Source organism: Mucilaginibacter aureus (genome assembly GCF_053514885.1).
The window spans coordinates 4,985,240-5,004,778 of record NZ_CP170601.1 but is presented as its reverse complement, the minus strand read 5'-3'; the positions used below and the strand labels follow the sequence as shown (position 1 = coordinate 5,004,778).

15 protein-coding genes and 1 tRNA gene are annotated in these 19,539 nt (G+C 39.7%); 12 read left to right on the top strand and 4 right to left on the bottom strand.

Annotated elements, in window-relative coordinates; all coding sequences use genetic code 11:
- Positions 1–50: 50 nt before the first annotated feature.
- The 12 genes from ACFGVR_RS21455 to ACFGVR_RS21400 all read left to right on the top strand — a co-directional run bounded on the left by ACFGVR_RS21455 (position 51) and on the right by ACFGVR_RS21400 (position 14,453).
- Positions 51–1,286: a glycosyltransferase family 4 protein gene (locus ACFGVR_RS21455; protein ID WP_448699631.1), complete on the top strand. Its 1,236-nt coding sequence runs from the start codon at positions 51–53 to the stop codon at positions 1,284–1,286.
- Positions 1,287–1,425: 139 nt separating this feature from the next.
- Positions 1,426–2,400: a GDP-mannose 4,6-dehydratase gene (locus tag ACFGVR_RS21450; RefSeq protein ID WP_448699629.1), complete on the top strand. Its 975-nt coding sequence runs from the start codon at positions 1,426–1,428 to the stop codon at positions 2,398–2,400.
- 102 nt (positions 2,401–2,502) lie between these two features.
- A complete protein-coding gene (gene rfaE1 / locus ACFGVR_RS21445; RefSeq protein WP_448699627.1) occupies positions 2,503–3,456 on the top strand; it encodes a D-glycero-beta-D-manno-heptose-7-phosphate kinase in 954 nt (317 codons plus the stop codon).
- A 47-nt stretch (positions 3,457–3,503) separates the two neighbouring features.
- Positions 3,504–4,070, top strand: coding sequence for a D-sedoheptulose 7-phosphate isomerase (gene gmhA, locus ACFGVR_RS21440; protein WP_448699625.1), 567 nt, complete (start codon positions 3,504–3,506; stop codon positions 4,068–4,070).
- A 152-nt stretch (positions 4,071–4,222) separates the two neighbouring features.
- A complete protein-coding gene (locus tag ACFGVR_RS21435) occupies positions 4,223–5,368 on the top strand; it encodes a glycosyltransferase (protein ID WP_448699623.1) in 1,146 nt (381 codons plus the stop codon).
- 57 nt (positions 5,369–5,425) lie between these two features.
- Positions 5,426–6,829: an undecaprenyl-phosphate glucose phosphotransferase gene (locus ACFGVR_RS21430; protein WP_448699621.1), complete on the top strand. Its 1,404-nt coding sequence runs from the start codon at positions 5,426–5,428 to the stop codon at positions 6,827–6,829.
- A gap of 121 nt (positions 6,830–6,950) precedes the next feature.
- Positions 6,951–8,354: an undecaprenyl-phosphate glucose phosphotransferase gene (locus tag ACFGVR_RS21425; protein WP_448699618.1), complete on the top strand. Its 1,404-nt coding sequence runs from the start codon at positions 6,951–6,953 to the stop codon at positions 8,352–8,354.
- 3 nt (positions 8,355–8,357) lie between these two features.
- Positions 8,358–9,146 carry a helical backbone metal receptor gene (locus tag ACFGVR_RS21420; RefSeq protein ID WP_448699616.1) on the top strand — a complete coding sequence of 263 codons (789 nt, stop codon included), beginning with the start codon at positions 8,358–8,360 and terminating at the stop codon, positions 9,144–9,146.
- Positions 9,147–9,240: 94 nt separating this feature from the next.
- Positions 9,241–9,322 (top strand) — tRNA-Leu (locus ACFGVR_RS21415).
- A gap of 290 nt (positions 9,323–9,612) precedes the next feature.
- On the top strand, positions 9,613–10,164 hold the full coding sequence (locus ACFGVR_RS21410; RefSeq protein ID WP_448699614.1) for a helix-turn-helix domain-containing protein: 552 nt from the start codon (positions 9,613–9,615) through the stop codon (positions 10,162–10,164).
- Between the two features lie 139 nt (positions 10,165–10,303).
- Positions 10,304–12,439 carry an InlB B-repeat-containing protein gene (locus ACFGVR_RS21405; RefSeq protein ID WP_448699612.1) on the top strand — a complete coding sequence of 712 codons (2,136 nt, stop codon included), beginning with the start codon at positions 10,304–10,306 and terminating at the stop codon, positions 12,437–12,439.
- A 70-nt stretch (positions 12,440–12,509) separates the two neighbouring features.
- Positions 12,510–14,453, top strand: a complete 1,944-nt coding sequence (locus tag ACFGVR_RS21400; RefSeq protein WP_448699610.1) for an OmpA family protein — start codon at positions 12,510–12,512, stop codon at positions 14,451–14,453.
- 201 nt (positions 14,454–14,654) lie between these two features.
- Here ACFGVR_RS21400 and acpS read toward each other — a convergent pair whose 3' ends face one another.
- Genes acpS through ACFGVR_RS21380 form a run of 4 tightly spaced genes read right to left on the bottom strand, consistent with a single transcriptional unit; the run spans position 14,655 to position 19,538 of the window.
- On the bottom strand, positions 14,655–15,029 hold the full coding sequence (gene acpS, locus ACFGVR_RS21395) for a holo-ACP synthase (RefSeq protein ID WP_448699608.1): 375 nt from the start codon (positions 15,027–15,029) through the stop codon (positions 14,655–14,657).
- A gap of 58 nt (positions 15,030–15,087) precedes the next feature.
- Positions 15,088–16,296: a cation:proton antiporter gene (locus tag ACFGVR_RS21390; protein WP_448699606.1), complete on the bottom strand. Its 1,209-nt coding sequence runs from the start codon at positions 16,294–16,296 to the stop codon at positions 15,088–15,090.
- A gap of 58 nt (positions 16,297–16,354) precedes the next feature.
- On the bottom strand, positions 16,355–18,016 hold the full coding sequence (locus ACFGVR_RS21385; RefSeq protein ID WP_448699604.1) for a C45 family autoproteolytic acyltransferase/hydolase: 1,662 nt from the start codon (positions 18,014–18,016) through the stop codon (positions 16,355–16,357).
- A gap of 10 nt (positions 18,017–18,026) precedes the next feature.
- A complete protein-coding gene (locus ACFGVR_RS21380; protein ID WP_448699602.1) occupies positions 18,027–19,538 on the bottom strand; it encodes a phytoene desaturase family protein in 1,512 nt (503 codons plus the stop codon).
- Position 19,539: the final 1 nt, after the last annotated feature.

Genomic DNA, 19,539 nt, shown 5'->3' with positions numbered 1-19,539 from the left:
ATAAGCATACACCAAAAGCATAAATTATTAAAGAGCGAATATTGAACATAATGACAAATAAGCGATTAAAAGTTATAATAGTTAACGATTTTGGTAATATAAACGGAGGAGCCGCTAAAATAGCTGTTGATACAACTGTAGGATTAAGCAGAGAAGATATAGATGTGCATTACTTTTGTGCTTCGGGTAAAATCAATGATGCGCTGTTGTCTTCCGAACGGATACATATACAACATCTTAACCAAGAAGTACTGTTAGAGGCAACCAACAAATTCAAAGCAATATTTCAGGGCCTGTGGAATAAAGGATCCGAGCAGGCGATGTTTGATTTGCTAAAAGATTTCGATCCTGAAAAAACCATTGTACACGTTCACGGATGGACCAAGTCGCTTTCTGTAAGTTGTATATCAGCTGCGTTGCAATCTGGTTTTAAAGTTGTGATAACACTGCACGATTTTTTTATTTACTGTCCAAACGGCAGCTTCTATAATTATCCCGATAAACATATCTGCCACAAAACCCCGCTGTCTGTTGGTTGTATCACATCAAATTGCGATTCAAGGAGTTATTTCTATAAAATGTTTCGGGTTAACAGGTCTTTAATAGAAAGAAATGTTTTCAGAAAATTTAAAAATAAAGTAAACTTCATCGCACTCTCAAGGCTATCTTACGATGTGCTTAAGCCCTATATATCAAAATTTAAATCGACGTGCTTTATCGAAAACCCTATTGATGTTGTAAAAAAGCCCAGGGTAAACATTTTAAAGAATAGCAAGATAATATACGTAGGGCGGGTATCTGTTGAAAAAGGCATTTCCTATTTTTGCCGGGCGATCGAGTCGTTAAACCTTACCGAGGCGCTTGTTGTTGGCGAAGGGCCTGAACTAAACAAGCTTACAAATGAACATCCCACCATAAACTTTATGGGATGGCAAAGTAAAGAACAAATTAATAAGATATTAGAAGATGTAAGAGTATTGGTGTTTCCGTCTGTTTTATATGAAACCTATGGATTAGTTGTTCAGGAGGCAGCATCGTGCGGTATACCAATTATTATATCGGATTGTACTTCCGCGCGCGAAATTGTGACAGATGGAGATAACGGATTGATTTTTAAGTCAAAAAATGTACCAGATTTAGCCGATAAAATTAAAAGGATATATTCGGATGATGATCTGGCTGAAAGATTAAGTAAAAACGCATATGATACATTTTGGAGTAAGGATCATACTTTAAAAAGATATTCATTGTCGTTAATTGATTACTACCATCAAATTTTGGCATAAATAAACACGCAACTCTTAAACATTTTTAAAAAGTAACTGGTAGGGCAGTTATCTTTGCCCTGAAACTAAAAACATAAACATTTAATGTTTGTGTATAATTTTTAACAAAGGGGCTAGTTATGGTAAACACATCTATTGAATGAAAAAAACAGCATGTATCTCGGGTATTACGGGGCAGGATGGTGCTTATTTGGCTCAGTTACTGCTAAATGAAGGTTACATGGTTGTGGGGCTTACCAGAAGTTACAACAACGTTAATTTTAATAATTTTAAATATCTTGGCATAGATGGGCAGATAAAGATCGAGGAGTGCGACCTACTCGACTTTTCGAGTATAATAAAGATCCTGATCAAATATAAACCTGATGAGTTTTATAATCTGGGGGCGCAAAGCTCGGTAGGGATGTCATTTGAGCAACCAATAGGCACTATCAACTATAATACACAATCAGTACTAAATATATTAGAAAGCGTAAGGCTCTTAAAGCTGGACACCAAAATTTATCAGGCATCAAGCAGCGAAATGTTTGGTAAGGTGACAAATTTACCAGTTAGCGAAACTACTCCGTTACATCCGCTTAGCCCTTACGCAATATCAAAAGCATCGGCCTATTGGATAGGTATAAATTACCGTGAATCTTACAATATATACTGTACTAACGGTGTACTGTTTAATCATGAATCGTATTTGCGAAGCCCAAATTTCTTTGTAAAAAAGGTGCTTAAAACATCCTTAGATATCAAAAATAATAAAGTTGACTCCTTAAAGGTTGGGAACATTGATATTAAAAGAGATTTTGGTTACGCGCCGGATTATGTAAAGGCAATGTGGTTATCGCTACAGCAAAATAACGCCAACGATTATGTAATATGTTCAGGTAAATCGGTTTACCTGCGCGAAATAATAACATTTGTGTTTGATTATCTGAATATCCCCCTGAGCAAATTGATTGAAGATCAGGAGCTGTTCAGGCCAACAGAAATAGAAGATATTTATGGCGATAATACCAAAGCCAAAACACTGTTAAACTGGGATTATTCAAAAACATTTTTTGAGGTTTTGGAATTGATTATAACCGAAGAATTAAAAAATTATAATCACAAACCATTATAAATAAACACTTGGGCCCTGCTCTGGTTAAGGTGATACAAGCTACTTTAATTTGATTAAAGTTTAAGATTAGATACATATAAACCTTTAAATAAAGATATTAAGATGTTTTCAATTACAAAAACCTGTAAAATACTGGTTATTGGTGATGTAATGCTTGACCATTATATATACGGAGATTGTAATCGTATTTCGCCGGAAGCGCCTGTGCCTGTTGTTGAAGTAAGATCTGAGGATTACCTTTTGGGCGGAGCGGGAAATGTAGTGAAAAATCTAAATGCGCTTGGATGCCAGGTTAATATTGTTTGCATTGTAGGCGATGACGAACACGCTGTAACTGTTGTTGAAAAACTGAAAAACGAGGGTGTACCTGCGGCTGGGATTGTAACCGATGGAGATAAATGCACAACAATAAAAACACGGATATTAGCAGCAAGGCATCAGCTCATCAGGCTTGACCGGGAAGATACCAGGACAATATCTACGAAAATCGAAAAACAGATAGCAGATACTGTTAAACTCATTGCAAAAAACTATGATGTTGTTTTGGTGTCTGATTATAACAAAGGCATGTTGAGCGCCGGGCTATTACAAACAATTTTTGAAAGCTGCAGAAAAGAGTCGATCCCTACCATTCTAGATCCTAAAGGCACAGATTTTGCAAAATATAAAGGTGTAAATATTATTAAGCCTAATAAAAAAGAGGCTGTTGCTGCTACCGGTATAAAAATAACAGATACCGAAAGTTTGTATAAAGCTTGTGCTAAAATTAAAGAAATTACAGCTTGTGATGACGTTATTGTAACCATGTCTGAAGAAGGTATTGCCTTGTACGCAGATGAAAAAATAGATATTGTGCCTACGAGGGCTCTTGAAGTAATTGATGTTACAGGCGCAGGGGATACGGTATTGGCTTCGCTGGGCCTGGCAATTGCTGCCGGGGGGAGTTTACACCAGGCTTGTATATTTGCAAACCATGCTGCAAGTATTGTAGTGAATAAAACAGGTAGTGCAACAGCTACTCTGGCCGAAATTGAGGAGAGCTTTCGCGATAGTTAGTACATTATGTTACAAACTATGAGCAGTTTTAAATGAATAGTATTTGAATGAAAGATAGAATTAAAAATAGTTTTGATGAACACGCTAAGCTTGTTGAATTGTCATTGACAAAGCTCGCCGATGATATAGAAAAAGTATCTGCTATAGTTACCGATAGCATTAAAAATGGTAATAAAGTTTTGCTATTTGGCAATGGTGGCAGTGCGGCCGATGCGCAGCATATTGCTGCCGAACTAACCGGCAGGTTTGTTAAAGAACGACGAGGGTTGCCTGCCATTGCTTTAACTACGGATACATCGGCATTAACGGCCATTGCAAATGATTATGGATTTGACAGGGTGTTTCAACGCCAGGTTGAGGCATTGGCAAATTCAGGAGATGTTTTAATTGGCATATCAACCAGTGGTAACAGTAAAAACGTTTTAAATGCGTTAAGGGCCGGTAAAACAAAAGGCTGCAAAATAATAGGCCTCTCGGGTAATACAGGAGGCGAAATGACTCCGGAATGCGATGTAAATATTGTTGTACCATCAAACGTTACCGCACGTATTCAAGAAATTCATATACTCATCGGGCATATTTTATGCGCAATTGTAGATGATATCATTTTTTAATCAAAATAAAAGCTCTAATCTTGTACATTAATTGTAAGCCTTCTACATGATATTATTTAACAACAGGCTTTGCACAGAGCAAATGTGATAAATTTGATACGGCGGTAAGCGCCATATTGATTAATATTATCACTTATATTTATTGATTTATAATGAAAATTGCAATTGTTCACGACGATTTGATGAGGCGGGGAGGAGCGGAGCAGGTGGCCCTTAGTATGTTAAAAGCATTTGAGGGTGCCGATTTTTATACCATGTGTTACGATCCCGAAAGCACATACCCCGAATATAAAAATTATAAAATACATACATCTCTTTTTCAGAAGATAGCTAAAAATGCTTCAGTTATGAAAAAGTTGTTTTTCCCTTTCGGAATATGGGCCATGAAAGCTTTAGAAGTAAAGGGCTATGATATTGTGATCATTTCAACTACCTTTTGCTCCAAGTATGTAAAGGTAGATCCCAAAACCATCGTTATCAATTACACTTATACTCCTTTCAGGTTAGCCTGGAATCCAACAAGCTATGATCAGTATAACAGGTCAAAAGGCTTGTCAAGATGGATTTTTAATCAGGTTATTAAATATTTGCGTTATAGTGATGCAAAAGCCGCTAAAAGAGCTAATTTTTTTGTGGGGATGACGCCTGAAACCACACAACGTATACGAGAAGCCTACCAGGTTACTGATGAGATAGAGATAATTAAACCCGATGTAAAATGCCGCAACTTTTATATCTCAGATAAACCTAAAAACTATTATTTACTAGTTTCGCGTCTTGAGCCATATAAAAGAGTTGATCTGTGTATAGAGGTGTTTAATAAACTAGGGCTTAATATCGTTATTGTTGGAAGCGGTACAAAAGCCAAAGAATTAAAGGCAATGGCTAACAGTAATATTGAATTTAAAAGCGGTTTGTCAAGCACAGAGTTAGCAGATATGTATGCAAACTGTAAAGCTTTTATTTTTCCTCAACACGAAGATTACGGGATAACGCCGTTAGAGGCAAATGCATCCGGAAGGCCTGTAATAGCTTTCGAAAAGGGAGGTGTTTTATCAACAATGATACCTTATGTGAACGATGCATCGAAAGCAACAGCCGTATTTTTCAAAGAGCAAACTGTTCAGTCGTTATCTGACGCTATAACTAGATGCGAACAATTGGAGTTTGATCCTGTTTTTATTCGCAACCACGCCGAAAAATTTGATGAAGCTGTTTTTATTAGTCAGATTCAGGCTTACATAAATGAAAAATATAAAAGTTCGTTGCAAAGAGTTAATACTAATGCATTGGTTTAAGCAAATAAATAATAACACATCAGTCATTTACCTTATGAGAAGAATGTCTACATTAATATGATTGCAAAATATTCCAATTTTTTAAAAACCCTAAATTTAGTATTCGATTATCTTATACTCAATGTATCAATGATCATAACTTATCTTGAAATTGATAGGTCGGGCATTTCGTGGACAGTCAATAAGCAATATTTACCAATTGTTCTGTCAATTAACCTCATCTGGTTACTGTCAACCAATATAACAGGGTTATATGAATATGTTTTAAACAACAATTCGGTAAAAACCTTTCAGAGCGTTTATAAAACTTATATACTGTTTATCTGTTTTATTTTTGTATCGGTAGTTATCATTATCGGTACCAACTTTTACTTTATAACACGCCATTACTTGTATTACTCCATGATTTTATTTGGTTTTCTGATAGGTGTATGGAAAACCATTTTTTTATTGATCAGAAGAAATAACAGAACGCTCATCAGCGACAGCATTAATGTGGTAATTGTAGGGGCAAGGCAGTCGGGATTTGAATTGCAGAAGTTTTTTTCCGAAAATTCGTTTAAAGGATATAAAGTACTCGGCTTTTTTGACGACGATGCAAGTAAAATTGCAAATAAAAATCTTTACCTGGGTAGCAACAATGATTTTATTGAATACATAAGCAATAACAAGGTTGACGAAATATTTTGCGCGCTGCCAACTGCCGAACACAGTACAATTCAAAAATTGATGCTGAGTGCCGATAAAAACCTGATAAGGTTTAGAATAGTTCCTGAGTATCACGAATATCTCAACAAACCAACATACCTGCAAAGTTTTGGCAATATACCGGTAATTGCCGTTAGGGAAGAACCACTTGAAAACAGGTTTAACCAATTAGTGAAACGTTCGTTTGATATCATTTTTTCTCTGTTTGTAATTGTTTTTGTCTTATCGTGGTTGCTCCCGATACTGGCAATTTTAATTAAACTGGAATCTAAAGGACCGGTGTTTTTTGTACAATTGCGTCCGGGCTTATATCATAAGCCGTTTAAGTGCTATAAATTCAGAAGCATGAAGATCAATCGCGATGCTGATACTATTCAGGCAACTAAAGACGATTCACGAATTACTAAAATTGGGGCATTTCTGAGAAAAACAAGTATGGACGAATTCCCTCAGTTTTTCAACACCCTGATTGGCAACATGTCGGTAGTAGGGCCGCGTCCTAATATGATGATCCATACTGAGCAATATGCCGAACTCATTGATAAATTTATGGTGCGCCATTTTTTAAAACCCGGAATCACCGGCTGGGCACAGGTAAACGGATTTAGGGGTGAAACAAAAACAACCGAGGCAATGGAAAAAAGGGTAGAAGCCGATGTGTGGTATCTGGAAAACTGGTCGTTTTTTTTGGATGTTCAAATCATCGTACTAACCTTGTGGAATATCCTTAAAGGTGAGGAAAATGCGTTTTGACGACAACCGCATGATCTATTTACAATATGCGAAAACACCCTTGATACACTCTTTTTTTTTGACAGGTAGTAAATTAATATTATCTTAGTATACTCTTATAATTTCCCTTGTAGGTTTATATATGGTTAACAAGTACTCAACATTTTTTAAAGCAATAAATCTTTTTGTTGATTACCTACTTCTTAACATAGCGATGCTAACCGTCTATATTTATTTAGACAAGCCGGCAACCGTTTTTTTAAACAACAAGCAGTATTTACCGGTAGTTTTAGTGTTTAACCTCATCTGGTTGCTATCGGCTAATATAACAGGCCTGTACGAACATGTACTTAATAAAGACTCGGTAAAAACCTTTCGCAGCGTATTTCAAACATATTTACTTTTTTTAAGCCTGATCTGTATTACCATTTTAATTGTGATCGGCACCAAACGATATTTCATTACACGATCATACCTGTTTTATTCTATAGCATTATTTGGTTTTTTTCTGGGCTCCTGGAAAGTAGTATTTCTGTATATCAGAAGAAGGGGGCGCGCATTGTTAAAGGATGCCCGTAACGTTATTATAGTTGGAGCGGGCCGTGCCGGACACGAATTACGTACCTATTTCAAACACAATCCCTTTGGCGGGTATAATCTTCTGGGTTTTTTTGATGATGATCCTGAAAAGATAACCGAAAGGGGCCTGTACTTAGGAAATACAACATATTGCATGGAGTACGTAATTAATAACAAAGTAGATGAAATATACTGTGCACTGCCATATTCTCAGCATGATGTTATTGAACGTTTAATGATCGATGCTGATAAAAACCTGATAAGGTTTAAAATTGTGCCCGAATATCATGAGTACATCAAAAAGCACACTTTTCTACAAACGTTTGGTAACATCCCCATCATATCCATACGGCCCGAACCGTTAGAAAACCTGTTAAACCGCGGTGTTAAGCGGGGGTTTGATATTGCATTTTCACTATTTGTTATTCTGTTCATTTTTAGCTGGTTATTTCCGATACTGGCCATATTGATCAAATTAGAAAGTAACGGGCCGATTTTTTTTGTGCAGAAACGTTCCGGTCGCGATAATAGCCCGTTTAATTGTTACAAGTTTAGGAGTATGCAGGTTAATAAAGACTCTGATACTCTACAGGCAACAAAGCAGGATGCAAGGATAACAAAACTCGGCAGGGTATTAAGACGGACCAGTTTGGACGAATTGCCGCAGTTTTTTAACGTTCTGATAGGCAACATGTCAACTGTAGGGCCACGCCCGCACATGATAAGCCATACCGAACAATATTCGCAATTGATTGACAGGTTTATGGTGCGCCACTTTTTAAAACCCGGCATTACCGGATGGGCACAGGTAAACGGTTTGAGGGGCGAAACCCGAACCACTGAGGCGATGCTCGAACGTGTTGAGGCCGATGTGTGGTACCTTGAAAACTGGTCGTTTGTGTTAGATATCAAGATCATATTTTTAACGGTTTGGAACTCTGTACGCGGCGATAAACATGCATTTTAATCAATGTGGCGCGCGTTTACTGATCAGCTATCACGAACCATCCATTTAAGCCATCCACCCAAACGTATTGTTTCCTTAGTACCATCGCAAACTGAATTATTGTTCGATCTGGGATTGGATGATCACATTATCGGTGTTACCAAATTTTGCACTCATCCCGCTAGCCTGGTAAAAAATAAAGTAAAAGCAGGCGGTACAAAAAAGCTACGTATCGATGTCATCCGTAACCTGCAGCCCGACCTGATCATTGGCAATAAAGAAGAAAACGAACGTTCGCAGATCGAGGCTTTGATGCAGGAGTTTCCGGTATGGATGAGTGATATTGCCGATGTGCCGCAGGCCTTAGATATGATAAGGGGCATAGGGCATCTAACTGAAACCGAAAACAAAGCTGATGTGATGGCATCAGCCATTGAAAAGAACTTTAACCTATTGCCAAAAATGTCAAAGCCTTTGCGTGTTGCTTATTTAATATGGCAAGGACCTTATATGGCCGCGGGGCGAGGCACTTTTATAGACAACCTGTTACAACGCTGTGATTTTATCAATGCATTTAAACAAACCCGCTATCCGGAATTTACAGAACACGATTTGCGGCAGGCAAATCCTGATGTGATCATGCTGTCATCAGAGCCGTATCCTTTCAGGCAGCAACATATTAGTGCGTTTAAGGCAATAGTACCGCATGCAAAGGTTATATTAGTTGATGGCGAAATGTTTTCGTGGTATGGCAGCAGGATGCTTTTAGCTACAGAGTATCTAAAGCAATTGATGTATCAATTGAGCAGCTAAACGGCCAATCACAATTATTTCGTTTTTTTGAAAATTCCATTTTTCTTTTCCAGATTTTAGGTTACCTTTGCCATCCTGTAAAAAACCAATAGATGCGGAAGTGGCGTAATTGGTAGCCGCACCAGACTTAGGATCTGGCGCCGCGAGGCGTGGGGGTTCGAGTCCCTTCTTCCGCACTGCTTGAAAAGCCGTTAACTGAATAAGTTAGCGGCTTTTTAATGATATCGACATATTAACCATAAGTTAATACACTACACTTATTCCCTAATACTAAGCATTTATTAATATTCTTTAGCTGCGAGGTTATTTATATAGCAATATGCGTATAAATACAATCTATCTATAAAATATGCTCTGAAATGGATAGTTAGCCCTATAAATGTATTATCAATTTAATTATAGCTGTAAATACTAAACATTATCTAACACCTGGCAAAGCGGCATTGCCTTTGCAGGTATAGGTACAATGATCCTCCTGATTAAAAACATGGTTTGCCTGAGTTGCCAAATGGTAGTGCGATACGAGTTAGAAAAGCTTGGTATCAGTTTAATGATGGTTGAATCCGGCCGGGTAGAAATTTTAGAACCTATATCGGCACAACAAATAATAAGTTTTAAAATTGCTTTAGTTACAGCCGGCCTCGAACTTGTTGATACCCGTAAAAGTTTATTGATAGATAAGATATTGAATGTAATATCTGATATGATCAATGATACAGATAGTGTACTCAAAACTAACTTTTCCTACTACTTGAGTGCAAAGCTAAACCTCGACTACACCTATATGGCCAATGTGTTTTCCGAAAATCAAGGTATTACAATTGAACAGCATATTATAAAAAGTCGAATACAAAGGGTTAAACAGTTGATCTGCCATAACGATCTTAATCTTACCGAAATTTCGTGGAAACTGCATTACAGCAGTGTGGCCCACTTATCAACCCAGTTTAAAAAAGTAACCGGCATTACCCCTTCGCAGTATAAGCACATAGATTGCAATAGGCCATTGCGTCCCTAAAATGTGTGAATTATAGAACTTATTCCCATAGTTATGTAACATGCGGGCCTCACTCTCAGGCTACGTTTGTATCTCCTCAAGTCTTGTATTTTTTTTTCGGCTTTCAGGGAAATATTTCTATCACTTAAAATAAGGAATCATGTTCAAAAAATCTACTACAACCAAGGATAGTACCCCTGTGCTGAAAAGCAGGAGCTATACAAAAATTTTCAATACCATTTGGTTGGTGGCATTACTGCTTATCGTTTTTATGCCGGCGTGTAAAAAGGATAAGTATGGTGGCGAGGTTGTGGGGCTTTGTCCGATAATCGTTTCAACCGATCCTCTTGATAAAGCAATCGATGTGGCACTCACCAAAGTTATATCTGTAACTTTTAATACCGAGATGGATTCGACATCCATCACCAAAGCAACATTTACCATTACGCAGGGTGGGGCAACAGTATCGGGTACGGTTGCTACAACTGCCGATGCCAAAGTTTATACTTTTAAGCCAGACGTACCTTTGTTGCCATTTGTTACTTATACGGGCACCATTACAACAGCATCTGTTGACAGGTTCCATACAGCAACTCTGGCCGATTATGTTTGGACATTTACTACCATACCGCAAGTAACAACAGCATCTAACCCTGTATTGGGCGGTACAACTGCCGGTGCGGGCACGTTCGCGCAGGGTTCGGTAACCACAGTAACAGCAACACCAAATACAGGGTTCACTTTTACCAACTGGACGGTAGGCGGCGTTATAGCTTCTACAAGTTCAAGTTATCAGTTTACTATGGCTGGCAATAAAGCATTAGTCGCAAACTTTACGGCTATACCAGCCGGCAATTTTGCGGTAAACCTATCGTCAAGTCCGGCAGCCGGTGGAACTACCACCGGAGCAGGCTCATTTGCCGCTGGTTCGTTGGTAACGGTTACAGCATTACCAAATGCCAATTATACCTTTGTTAACTGGACGGATGCAGGCGTAGCGGTTTCAACAAGTACGAGCTACCAGTTTATACTGGCGGGTAACCGTACATTGGTTGCAAACTTTAAAATTATACCGGCATCGCAGGTAGCGTTGTTGCTAACTTCGAGTCCACCTATCGGCGGAACAACCAATGGGTCAAACTCTTACGCAACCGGTACATCTGTAACAGCAACGGCAACGCCTAATATTGGCTATTCATTTGTTAACTGGACAGAGAATGGTGCTATTGTTTCAACCAGTTCCGCTTACACCTTTACGCTGAATGCCAACCGGACATTGGTTGCAAACTTCCTGATCAATACTTATACTTTGGCTTTGTCGGCAACGCCAGCGGCTAACGGTACAACAAGCGGTTCAGGCCCTTATACGGCAGGTAGTAGTGCTACAGCAACAGCAACCGCGAATTCAGGTTCCCTTTTTGTTAATTGGACTGAAGCCGGGAATATCGTATCGACGAACGCGAGCTATCAGTTTACCATGGCGGGTAACCGCACGCTGGTTGCAAACTTTGCAGCTATACCTGTTGCTCCGGCTTTGTTCACTTCAATATTTGGTGCCTTTGGCGGAAACGCGGGTATAACTAACCAGGGATTGTTTACGGTGATCAATAATGGCAGTATCGGTACTACCGGTGCATCTACGCTGGTAACCGGTTTTCACGATATCACAGGAGATAAATACACCGAAACACCGCTTAACGTAGGTAATGTTGCGGCAGGCAGGATATACACTTATGCTCCGCCACCGACAATATTTGGCCCGGGTGGTCCATTTGGTGGTAATGCTGCCACTAAGGTAATAGCCGATAATGGCCTGGCCGCTGCTACAGCTTTTTATAACAGCATATCACCGGCCAATAAACCAGGTGGTACTGACCCCGGCGCCGGCGAATTAGGTGGTTTAACCTTAGGTCCTGGCGTGTATAAGGCAGCCGGAGGTACATTTAAGGTAACCAACCTCGACCTCGTACTTGATGCTAAAGGCGATCCGAATGCTACCTGGATATTCCAAACCGCATCATCGCTAACCATAGGCTCAACAGGCACCGGAGCCCACAGTGTTAAACTTATTGGCGGTGCTTTAGCACAAAACGTTTACTGGTATGTAGGCAGCACAGCAGTAATTAATTATGCAGGTGGTGGTACGATGGTTGGAACTATCATTGCCACCGCAGGGGTGACTTTGTCTAACCCTGCTAACAGCACAAATGCCCTTGTTCAAACCGTACTCAATGGCAGGGCTATATCCCTGGTTGCATCGGTTACCATGGTTAATACTGTGATTAACGTACAATAGCACCATTTATCCCTCGCCCAAGGCGAGGGATTTATAAACAAACCAAATTTTAATTTAACAGATATACATTATGTTACCTATAAATAAACTCATTAACAAAACCATTGCAGGTTGTTTGCTGATGGTTATAGCCTGTACCACAGTGCAGGCTCAAAATACGCAGCCCACATGGTGGTTTGGTGTATCGGGCGCAGCCAACTTTAATTTTTATGATGGTACAACCCAAAGGTTAAACGATAATCTTATTGTTCCGGCGGCTTTTCACAAAGGTACCGGGATACGCCCTTATGGCTCGGTATTGGTTGAATACCGCCCTTTGGGTATTTTAGGTGTAAGCCTTAACGTAGCTTACGATGGCCGCGGCGGAAAGTTTGATGAAGTTGTAGCCCCTTGTAATTGCCCGGCCGATCTGCAGGTAAATGCAAGCTATATTGCTATTGAGCCAAGCCTGCGTTTAGGCATACCAAAAACAGGCCTTTACTTTTTTGCAGGGCCGCGTGTGGCATTTAACATTATCAATAGTTTTGAATATACGCAGCTTAAACAACCTAATACCAATGCCGATCTAAGTAACATTAACAAAACTATCTTTTCGGGGCAGGTAGGAACCGGATACGATTTCCTGGTATCTTCACCAAAAAGCACTACCAAAATCGATCTTTCACCATTCGTTTCTTATCAACCGTACTTTGGTCAGGATCCTCGCAGTATCGAAAGCTGGTCGATGACGACTGTAAGAGTAGGTATAGCGCTTAAATTTGGCAAAGGCTCGAAGGCTGTTGTAAAACCAACACCACCGGCCGTAGCTGTTGTACCGATGCGCGAGGTGATATTTACTGTGCGCGCACCTATAAGCATACCGGCTAAACGCCAGGTTAGCGAAACTTTACCGTTGCGTAATTCTGTGTTTTTTGACGACGGTTCAACCGATATTCCTGTTCGTTACGTCATGTTATCAACCAGCCAGGCAAGCAGTTTCCGCGAACACGAATTACAAAGTGAGCAGTCGGTAAATACAACTGGCCGTTCATCACGGCAGTTAAATGTATATCACAATATATTGAATGTTTTAGGCGACCGTTTACGTTCAAACCCGGATGCAATTATTACGCTTACCGGCGCGTCGGGCAGAGGTATTGTTGATGGTAGGGCTATGGCCGAATCGATCAAAAGATACCTGGTGGTAAATTTTGGAATTGACGGCAATAGAATTACAACAGTTGGTCGTATTAAACCGGTGGTTGCGTCAGAACAGCCTGGCGGTAATAAAGAGCTTGTTTTATTACGTGCCGGCGACCGTAGGGTTGATATTGAAAGCGCTTCGCCTGCATTATTGCTCGAAGTGGGCGGCGGCATGATGAAGCCAGTACAAATTGTGGCTACGCAGGTTGACCCGATGGACAGCCAGGTTATTTTAAATGTTGACGGAGCTAAAGACTTGCTAAAATCATGGTCGGTAGATATTACCGATGATAAAGGTATCAGTCAGCATTACGGCCCTTATACTAGCGATCAGCAAGGAATCGCCGGTACTCACATTGTTGGCGCACGTCCCGAAGGTGATTATAAAATCACGATGACTGGTGTTACTAAAAGTGGCTTGTCTGTTAAAAAAGAAAGCTCTGTACACTTAGTTCGCAATGATAATGTGGTAGTCAAAGGGTACCGTTATAGCATCCTGTTCGATTTCAACAAATCAAATGCTATTGCATCCTACGAAAAGTTTTTAACAGGCACAGTGGCGGCATCGATTACCGATGGCTCAACAGTGATTATTCATGGTCATACCGATATTATCGGCGAAGAAGATCATAACATGAAGTTATCGCAACAGCGTGCTGCCGAAGTACAAACCATACTTGAACATGCTTTGGTGGCATCGGGTAAGATCCACGTTAAGTTTGAGACTTTAGGTTTTGGTGAAGATGCAAGCCATGCGCCGTTCGATAATAATTTACCCGAAGAGCGTTTTTACAATAGAACGGTTATCGTAGATATCATCCCGATAAAATAATCCTGTAATGTAAGGTTGTAAATATGATTTGTATTTAAAAAGTTAGGGGCTTATTATCTTGTTAATTATCAATAAAATACCATCAAGGTGTTCTATTATAGTTCCTTCTTCCACTACATGGAATGAATCAAATTCCGGCGAGGGTTGCTCCACAAAGAGCAACCCTTTTTTGCTGATAATCTGACAGTTTACAACTAAGGCTCATTTTTCTATCAGCACCACTGCCGAAGCTGTTGTTTTTACATGCGTTAACGAAACCAATACATTGCCTATCGCCATAGCTGTAATAGTGGCCAGGGTAGTACCTAAAAAATTGATATGGGGTTTGCCAAGCTGGTTGTTTATTACCTCTATTTCGTTAAAGGCGGTATCATTAAGCCAGCCTGTGCCAATTGCTTTAAAAAAAGCCTCTTTGGCGGCAAAACGTGCGGCGTAATGTTCATACTTATTGGCTTTGCTTTCGCAATAGGCTATTTCGGCTTCCGAAAATACCATTTCGCGGAAGCCGTTTTCTTTTTCTATGCTCGCGGTAATACGCGCTACTTCAACAATATCAATACCTAAGCCGGTTACCATTGGTTAGTTTGCTTTGGTTAAACTTGTATAAATATATAAAACTTTGGTAGTGGGGTAATTACTGCATACCGGTTAATTTTCTACTTGCGCTTTCGGTAACAACCGAGGCTATGATACAAGTAACCAGTATGAGTATAATGGTGCCATTAAGTATGTCATCATTAACAATTTTGCTTTTATAACCTGCTAAAATAACAGCCATTGTTGCTGTAGCATGCGAACTGCTTAAGCCAAACATTAGTTTACGCTGAGTGGCCGAGTAGTTAAATATTTTTTGGGTGAAAAATGCCGAAAACCATTTGCCCGCAACGGCTACTCCGGTAAGGATAATGGCCACCATAATGGCACCGGGGCCGCGAAATAATGCGTGCAGGTTAACCAACATACCCACGCTGATTAAAAAGAAAGGGGTAAATATGGCATTGCCAACAAATTGGATATTATCAAACAATTGCGATGGCTTCACTATTAACCTGTTTAAGGCTAAAGCAGCAAAAAACGCGCCTATAATAGGTTCAACGCCGGCTATTTGTGCCATAAACGCCGAAAAAAACATGCAGCTCAATATAAAAATATAATGTGCTGTTTTACCGGTGTCGGGCCTGGCTAAAAACCATTTGGCTATACGCGGCATAATTAAAAACACAATCGAAGTAAATATTGCCAGCGATATGATTAACCGTATAAAAAACATAGCGTTTAACCCATCGCTTTTGGCATTTATAATTACAGTGAGCGAAATTAGTACGGCAGTATCTGTCAATACAGTGCCCGCTACAGTTACCGGTACAGCCTCGTTTTCGGCAACCTTATATTTACTTACAATAGGATAAGCCACAAGGGTGTGAGTAGCAAACATACCGGCTATTAAAATAGACGTAATTAAAGGGTAACCCATTACATAATAACACACCGGGAAACCGATAAGGATAGGTATAGTAAACGTTAAAAAACCAAATACAAAACTTCGGTTCTTTTTATGTTTAAAGTCGGTAAGGTCAAGCTCAATACCGGCAATAAACATAATGTATAACAGCCCGATGGTAGCAAACAGGTCAATTGCCATATTTTTGCTGAGCAGGTTTAAGCAGTACGGACCTATAATAACACCGGCAATAATAAAGCCTACTATATCGGGCATTTTTATTTTCGCCATAAAAACAGGCGCGAATAAAATGACAAAAAGCGCGAGTGTAAAAATGAGTACCGGGTTTGTAAAAGGAAGGTGAAATTGTTGGAGCACATGCTCCCATGCGTTATTATTCATTGGAGCCTAAAAATAGCAAACTTATATTATTTTACAACATACGCTGCCGGTTACCTTTTTAAGTACCCAATTTTTTAACACATTTAGCTATTTTTTTCTTTATAGATGTTTCTTCCTGCGTGGTGGCAATTACTTTGGTTAAAGCGGCCTGGTAAAACCGCAGCGCCTTATTAAACTGCAGCTGTTTAAACGAGTAGTCGCCGGCAATTACATAAGCATTATAATATTGCGGGTTATTGATGATCAGGCTATCGGGGTTAACTTTTTTACCATCAATTATGCGTTGTTCAATACTACGGTAAGCAACAAAGTTTTGATAAGCCCGCGTGTGTATAAGGGTATCTGCAGCTATGGTATAATTATCGTCAATAATCTCCTGGTCTTTTTTCATTCCGCGTAAGGCAAAAACCTTATTCAAATCGTAACAAACAAATTGCCCTAATTGCCATGGCGCAGTTGATACCCATACTTTTAGTTTTTGAGGCTCAAAAACAATGGAGTGGTGCGCAATTAACTGGTTGATCGATTTTTCGTTGCCCATGCCAATATCTGCATTTTTGAGCCCTTTGGTATCCCGCAATATATCAATGGTTTTTTGAACTGTGTTTTTCCCGTTATTGTTTAGCCGGGCCATTAAATGCTGGTACCGGTAAAGCGAAGCACTGTTTTCAAGCTGCTCGATATTCTCTTTTGATTTCACCAGGTCTTTACCCTGGAAGTGATTGGTGCAAACTATAAAATTGGTATCGGGGTTATACACGTCAATGGTTTCGGGTGTCTTCTCAATAATTACGGCTTTTTTATCGTATGCTGATGCTACTAAAAACGACTCGGAAACAAACATTTTCCGTTTCCGGGCAATCGCGATAGCCTCGCTAATATTTTGGGCATATTGTAAAATTTCGCGTGCTACTAACGATACCGGCGTTGCCGCGCCTGTTGGTACCACACTTTTAGCCGCATTTATGGTTACGGTAATACCCTTTTCATTCATGCCCGATACTGCGCCTATAAATCCTCCCCAGGTAACCGTCATAAATTTATGGCCCTGGGCCGGATTATAAAACGCCACAATTTTATCGCGTGCAAAATCGTCGTTTACATAAAAATCAAAATTACGGCCAATTATCATGGTGCTATCCATCGACCGCGCCCCCCAGGTACCAAATGATGTGCAGCCTACCAGGGCCATGCCTTGTAAAGCATGCCCAATATCGTGCGCGCCATGGTAGTTAAGTATTCGCTGGTAGTTTGAGCCTATTGATTTGTACTTATCAGAAGCCGATTGCGATATACCATATATCTCCTCTTTATCTTCCTCGGTTACATTATCGTCTAAATTGCGGTTAAACCAGGCTACAAAGTATTTTAAAAAAGAACGGTAAAATTTTGACGGTATAACTTTGGCTATTTGTTCGGTAAAATAATCTTCCTGTTTTACAACCAGCTCTTTGGTTAGCTTTCCATTTATAACACCACGTTCAAAAGGTTCGCCCTCAACGTATAATTCGTACAAGCCACTTTTACTTTTGCGAAACCAGTTGTTTTTTATGGTGTAAAAGCCCGGAGAAACTTGTTTACGTACCAACGCCTCGCTGCTGATATCTTTTGGCTTTGGCGGATAATCAATGGCCACACAAGCCAGGTAAATAGCAAGTATTAAAAACAACCCCAAAAAGCCTGAGAACACATATAACGTAATTTTTAATACTTTTTTCATTAATGCCTTTTTAAGCGTTTCTTATATTGCTTACAACGTTGTCGTTACCCAACAAAGCACAACAGGTAACTATACTGCTCATTGATGCGCCTAATATGCCATGCAAATTAAGGTTTTGCCCTGTTAAAAATAAATTAGGCAACTTGGTACGGGGCGATATAAAGGTTTTTAAAGTGTGTTTATAATCTTTAACTATACCATACAAAGATCCGTCATCGTTACCAATATAATCACGGTATGATAACGGCGTGGCCGCATAATATGTTTTAATACAACTGCGTAAACCCGGAAATTTCCTTTCAACTGCATCCAATAAAATCTCGGCTTTGCGTTTTTTAAACTCATTATAAGTTTCGCCGCGGTCGTTTACCTTCGATGCCGTGTTAAATGTGTCTTTCCAGATTTCTACCTCATCAAACCGCATATACGCCAAAATAGATAAGCCATCGGCATATACTTCCGATTTTGATGAGGCGCCGCAAAATATGGCATAACCTAAAGGCCAGTTCTCTTCGGTATGGTCAGCTGAGGTCCACAGATGTCCTTCGCGGACAACGTAGTAATTATGCTTAATATATTTAAAGCTTTCGGGCTTAAACACAATGTTTAAAGTGAACGCCGATACCGAATTTTCCAACCCTTTTAACCGGTTACGGTAAGCATTTTTAATAAGCGGGGTTTCGGTTAGTTCGAGCGTTTTAACCGGGTGCATATTCGATATAAATTGCTTAGCATACATCTTGCTGCCATCTTCCAACTCAACGTGGCTTACTATGCCATTTTCTTCTACAATTTTTTTAACCTCGCAATCGCGTATTATTTTGCCGCCATTTTCTTTAATGTTTTTGGCTATCAGTTTTGCTATCTGCGATCCGCCATCAACACATTTCCACGAGCTTTCGATATAACTGTTTAAAATAAGCGCATGTACATATAACGGTGTTTTATCGGCCTGGCCTGCATATAAAGCATTATTGGCGGCCAATACATTTTGTAGTTTAGTATCGCTGGTTATCGATTCGATAAAGGCTTTGGTGTCAATTTCAAGCACATCCGATTTTTCGTTAAAATCACCTGATGACCGTAAATTGTACAAAGGGAATTTACTGCATATCTCTTTTATTTTATCGCAGTAGGTATGTAAAGCTTGCTCCTCATCGGGGAAATGTATAAGCAGTTTGGCAATAAAATTTTCGTAGCCCTGCGCAAAGCAATACTCAGTATCGTCGCCTTCTATCAGTATCTTATCAAAAGCATCAAGGTCTTGCCGTTGCAGTTTAAGCTGATCAACAATCCCTATGTATTTAAATATCTGGTACAGGTTTTGGCCTTTTTCAAGCCCGCCCAGATAATGCACGCCCGAATCAAATATAACCTTATCGCGGGCGTAAGTTTGCAAGCTGCCGCCTATCTGTTTGTTTTTTTCGAGTACACAAACTTTATACCCTTCTTTACTCAGGATATCGGCGCATACCAACCCACCTACGCCACTGCCGATTATCAGAATATCAAAATTCTCCATG

Bases quoted from the DNA above. Each gene is read 5' to 3' on its own strand.
- ACFGVR_RS21405 (WP_448699612.1), top strand. From the start codon at position 10,304: ATGTTCAAAAAATCTACTACAACCAAGGATAGTACCCCTGTGCTGAAA.
- ACFGVR_RS21455 (WP_448699631.1), top strand. From the start codon at position 51: ATGACAAATAAGCGATTAAAAGTTATAATAGTTAACGATTTTGGTAAT.
- ACFGVR_RS21430 (WP_448699621.1), top strand. From the start codon at position 5,426: ATGATTGCAAAATATTCCAATTTTTTAAAAACCCTAAATTTAGTATTC.
- ACFGVR_RS21400 (WP_448699610.1), top strand. From the start codon at position 12,510: ATGTTACCTATAAATAAACTCATTAACAAAACCATTGCAGGTTGTTTG.
- ACFGVR_RS21435 (WP_448699623.1), top strand. From the start codon at position 4,223: ATGAAAATTGCAATTGTTCACGACGATTTGATGAGGCGGGGAGGAGCG.
- ACFGVR_RS21390 (WP_448699606.1), bottom strand. From the start codon at position 16,296: ATGAATAATAACGCATGGGAGCATGTGCTCCAACAATTTCACCTTCCT.
- ACFGVR_RS21410 (WP_448699614.1), top strand. From the start codon at position 9,613: ATGATCCTCCTGATTAAAAACATGGTTTGCCTGAGTTGCCAAATGGTA.
- ACFGVR_RS21450 (WP_448699629.1), top strand. From the start codon at position 1,426: ATGAAAAAAACAGCATGTATCTCGGGTATTACGGGGCAGGATGGTGCT.
- ACFGVR_RS21425 (WP_448699618.1), top strand. From the start codon at position 6,951: ATGGTTAACAAGTACTCAACATTTTTTAAAGCAATAAATCTTTTTGTT.
- ACFGVR_RS21385 (WP_448699604.1), bottom strand. From the start codon at position 18,016: ATGAAAAAAGTATTAAAAATTACGTTATATGTGTTCTCAGGCTTTTTG.
- gmhA (WP_448699625.1), top strand. From the start codon at position 3,504: ATGAAAGATAGAATTAAAAATAGTTTTGATGAACACGCTAAGCTTGTT.
- ACFGVR_RS21380 (WP_448699602.1), bottom strand. From the start codon at position 19,538: ATGGAGAATTTTGATATTCTGATAATCGGCAGTGGCGTAGGTGGGTTG.
- rfaE1 (WP_448699627.1), top strand. From the start codon at position 2,503: ATGTTTTCAATTACAAAAACCTGTAAAATACTGGTTATTGGTGATGTA.
- acpS (WP_448699608.1), bottom strand. From the start codon at position 15,029: ATGGTAACCGGCTTAGGTATTGATATTGTTGAAGTAGCGCGTATTACC.
- ACFGVR_RS21420 (WP_448699616.1), top strand. From the start codon at position 8,358: ATGTGGCGCGCGTTTACTGATCAGCTATCACGAACCATCCATTTAAGC.